Origin of the sequence: Neoroseomonas lacus, assembly GCF_014644535.1 — a bacterium.
Taxonomy (GTDB): domain Bacteria; phylum Pseudomonadota; class Alphaproteobacteria; order Acetobacterales; family Acetobacteraceae; genus Neoroseomonas; species Neoroseomonas lacus.
This window is the reverse complement of the sequence record NZ_BMKW01000047.1, coordinates 1-3,580: the sequence shown is the minus strand read 5'-3', so window position 1 is coordinate 3,580 and position 3,580 is coordinate 1. Positions and strand designations below refer to the sequence as shown.

The following is a 3,580-nucleotide window of genomic DNA, read 5'->3' as shown; positions in this document are numbered from 1 at the left end:
GCTTCTTCACAGTTACTGACCAGCAGCATGGTGATACCGTCCATCTCCATCACGTCCCGACCGAGACCCTGCTTTGGCTGATCCAGGAAGGCGGGCCGGCATTCGCGCAGAAGCCAAAGAAGGAGCGGGGCGAGTCCAAGCGGCGCGGTAAGGCGGCACGGGGCGAGCCACGCGAGGGCAATGACGGCAGCCGCAGCGGGATCGCATTCGGCATTGCATGCCAGGTCGTGCGCGATGGCGGCACCTATGCCGATATGCTCGCCGCGCTCGGCGCAGATCCCCGCGCGGCGGAGTGGCTGGCCGAGAAGGGCATGCCCAATGGCGAGCGCGAAGCGCGGCGCACCTGGGAGCATGCGAGCAAGGCCGCGAGCCCTGTCGCCGCCTGGCTCGCGAAATGCCAGACCAGCCAGGACGGGCTTGCGCGCGGCAATCTCCACAACACCCTGCTGGCGTTGCGCGGGGATGACAGGTTGAAAGGCCTGTTCCGCCGGGACGAGATGCTGTGCACCATTGTGCTGAAGGATCGGGTGGGTTTCGAGACGTTGGTCCCCGCCACCGATGTTCACGTCGGGCGCCTGCAGGCCTTCCTTCAGACCGAGGGTCTGGAGACCGTCGGCAAGGACACCGTGCATCAGGCGGTAGATATCGTTGCCGCTGAGAACGCATTCCACCCCGTCCGCGACTATCTGAACGGGTTGCACTGGGACGGGCAGCCACGCCTGGTTACCTGGTTGCATCGCTATCTCGGCGTGGGGCACAGCGACTACGCCAGCGGCATCGGCAAGATGTTCATGATCGCGCTGGTCGCGCGGGTCATGCGGCCGGGTTGCCAAGCGAACTACATGCTGATCCTCGAGGGCCCGCAGGGCGCGCGGAAGAGCACCGTCTGCCGAATCCTCGGCGGTCCGTGGTTCAGCGACGGCATGCCCGACATCCGCGCAGGCAAAGACGTGTCACAGCATCTCAAGGGCAAATGGCTGATCGAGGTGGCGGAAATGTCCGCGCTCGACAAAGCCGAAGCTGCGGCGCTGAAGGCATTCATCACCCGTGATACCGAGCGCTACCGACCGAGCTACGGCCGGCTTGAGGCGATCGAGCCGCGGCAGTGCGTATTCATCGGCACCACCAACAAGGCGGCCTATCTGCGCGACGAAACCGGCGGCCGTCGGTTCTGGCCGGTGAAGGTCGGCACCGTCGATACAGATGCTTTGAAGCGCGATCGCGACCAGTTGTTCGCGGAAGCTGCGGCGCTATTCAACCAAGGCGAGGGTTGGTGGCCAACCTCCGGTTTCGAGAGCCTGCATATTCGACCGCAACAGGACGCACGATACGAGGCTGATGCATGGGAAGAGGTGATCGCCGACTGGCTGGTTGGCAAGGCGCGCGTGGCGCTCCTGGACGTGGCAATCGAGGCGATCGGACTCGACAAATCGAAGGTCGGAACCCAGGAACAGCGCCGCATTGCGGGAGCGATGGAGCGGCTGGGGTGGGTCAGGGGTCAGAGAACGAAAGCCGGCATCCCTTGGGAACGCGGGGTGTAGCAGTGCAGCAGATGCAACACTTCTCTTCCAAGCAGTCGACCGGAAGTCTATTCAACCTGTAGGGGATATAACTACAGGTAGAACACACATGCCTGGAGCGCGCACGAAGGAAAGTGCGTCACCTGCTGCACTGCCACACCCGCAACGCGCCGGCGCCTGGGCCCAACCCCGTTTGCGACGCACGCAGCATCATGCCGATCGGCTGATCCTTCTGATACGCACACAATAATTCGCATTTCGCAGGTCCGCGTAGCGCTGCGCGTTTGCGGTCGATTGTGCCGACGAATCTCCATCGGGTATTTAATGGTCGTCGTGGCGACCGGCCCGACACCACTCCCTGACGGAGGGTTCGAAATGGCTGAACCGCGCGCTGCCGAGGCACACGTCCCCGCCTACAAAAGGGTCAGAACAGCGGTCCTAATTCCGTATGCCCGCAACGCCCGGACGCACAGCGACGCGCAGGTCGCGCAGATCGCCGCGTCCATCCGGGAGTTCGGCTTCACCAACCCGGTGCTGACCGATGGTGAGAACGGCGTCATCGCCGGCCACGGCCGCGTGCTGGCGGCGCGCAAGCTCGGCCTCGCCGAGGTGCCGGTGATTGAGCTGGCGCATCTCACGCCCGCCCAACGCCGCGCCTATGTCCTCGCCGACAACAAGCTGGCGCTGAACGCCGGCTGGGATGCCGACCTGCTGCGCCTGGAACTGGCCGAGCTGCAGGATCTCGGCTTCGACCTGGGCCTCACCGGCTTCAATGCAGACGAGATCGCCGGGTTCCTCGCCGATCCCACCACCGGCCTGACGGACCCCGACGACATCCCCCCGCTGCCCGAGGTGCCGGTGACGCGGTTGGGCGACGTGTGGATCCTCGGCCGCCATCGCCTCGCCTGCGGCGACTGCACCGACCCTGCCGCGGTCGCTGCGGTGCTGGCTGGCGTGCGTCCCCACCTGATGGTCACCGACCCGCCCTACGGCGTCGCCTACGATCCGGAATGGCGCAACCGCGCCGGTGTCAGCACGACGCGGCGCACCGGTAAGGTCGAGAACGACGACCGCGCCGATTGGCGGGAAGCCTGGGCGCTGTTTCCCGGCGATGTCGCCTATGTCTGGCACGGCGCCCTGCACGCCACCACCGTGGCGGAGAGCCTGACCGCCCACGGCTTCGATATCCGCGCGCAGATCATCTGGGCGAAGGACCGGCTGGTCCTCGGCCGCGGCCACTACCACTGGCAGCACGAACCCGCCTGGTATGCGGTGCGCGGCCAGGGTCACTGGTCGGGTGATCGCAAGCAGACGACGCTGTGGCAGATCGCCCGCCGCAGCGAGGATGCCGAGACGGTGCACGGCACGCAGAAGCCGGTCGAATGCATGCGCCGGCCGATCGAGAACAACTCCTCGCCCGGCCAGGCGGTCTATGAGCCGTTCTCCGGATCGGGCACCACCCTGATCGCCGCGGAGATGACGGGCCGGTCCTGCCACGCGATCGAACTCTCGCCGGCCTATGTCGACGTCGCGGTCGCACGCTGGGAGGCCTTCACGGGGCTGGACGCGGTCAGGGAGGGCGATGGGGCCTCGTTCAGCGGCCTCGGCCCCGGACCGGCTGGCGACGCCCCCAGCAGCCTCGGGGAGGCGTCCCATGCGCCGGTTTGAGCCCACGCCCGATCAGCGCCGTACCGTGAAGACCATGGCGGGGTTCGGCATTCCGCACACGGACATCGCGCCGTTCATCGGCATCGACACCAAGACGCTGCGCAAGCACTTCCGGGAGGAGCTGGACCGGGGGATGACGGAGGCCAATGCGAAGGTGGCGCAGTCGCTGTTCCAGATGGCCACGCAGGGCAAGAACGTCGCGGCGGCCATCTTCTGGATGAAGGCCCGCGCTGGCTGGCGCGAGAAGCAGGGGGTCGAGGTGACGGCACCGGCCTCACCGAAATTCGTGATCCACGGACCCGCGCCGATGACCTTGGAGGAATGGACGGAGAAATACGTCCCGAAGCACATCAAATGAATGGTCAGCATCGCATCTGTTCAACACCGAGCAA

3 protein-coding genes are annotated in these 3,580 nt (G+C 66.0%); all 3 read left to right on the top strand.

What is annotated here, in order from left to right; genetic code table 11:
* The coding region (locus tag IEY36_RS30250) for a virulence-associated E family protein (RefSeq protein WP_229681725.1) at positions 1-1,541 on the top strand (1,541 nt) is incomplete at its 5' end.
* A gap of 354 nt (positions 1,542-1,895) precedes the next feature.
* Positions 1,896-3,188, top strand: coding sequence for a site-specific DNA-methyltransferase (locus IEY36_RS30245; RefSeq protein WP_188974023.1), 1,293 nt, complete (start codon positions 1,896-1,898; stop codon positions 3,186-3,188).
* A complete protein-coding gene (locus IEY36_RS30240) occupies positions 3,175-3,546 on the top strand; it encodes a hypothetical protein (RefSeq protein WP_188974021.1) in 372 nt (123 codons plus the stop codon). Before IEY36_RS30245 ends, IEY36_RS30240 begins: the two co-directional genes overlap by 14 nt.
* Positions 3,547-3,580 lie beyond the last annotated feature (34 nt).